At 60.4% G+C, this 520-nt stretch carries 1 protein-coding gene; it reads left to right on the top strand.

Annotated elements, in window-relative coordinates; genetic code table 11:
- Window positions 1-520: exodeoxyribonuclease V subunit gamma (locus tag AOG26_RS20380; RefSeq protein ID WP_200907888.1), on the top strand; the 520-nt coding region annotated here is incomplete at both ends.

The following is a 520-nucleotide window of genomic DNA, read 5'->3' as shown; positions in this document are numbered from 1 at the left end:
GTATCAGGTCTACCGTGCTGACTGGCTGGAAGATTGGGCCGCGGGCCGTCATCAGTTACGTAATGGTCGCGGTGAAACCAAACCCCTGAATCCGGCCAACTGCTGGCAAGCCGAATTATGGCGCGCGCTGCTGTTGGATGTCGGGGAGGAGGGCATGGCCCAAAGCCGTGCCGGCGTCCACCAGCGATTTATCGAGCGCATCAATAGCCTGAAACAAGCCCCCCCAGGCCTGCCTTCCCGAGTCATTGTTTTCGGCATTTCATCCTTGCCTGCGCAGGCACTGGAAGCCCTTGCCGGCCTGGCCCGCTTCAGCCAGGTCCTGCTGTGCGTGCATAACCCCTGCCGCCATCATTGGTCTGACATCGTCGCTGACAAAGACTTGCTGCGTAACGAATACAAACGCCAGGCGCGCAAGGCCGGTATGCCGGTGACCATCGACCCGCAGTCCCTGCACCAACATGCCCATCCATTACTGGCCGCATGGGGCAAACAAGGCCGCGACTACATCAGCCTGTTGGAC

The organism is Pseudoalteromonas sp. UCD-33C, from assembly GCF_001306895.1.
GTDB lineage: Bacteria > Pseudomonadota > Gammaproteobacteria > Enterobacterales > Alteromonadaceae > Pseudoalteromonas.
Note: the sequence above shows the minus strand (reverse complement) of the source record. Positions and strands in the feature narration are given on the sequence as shown.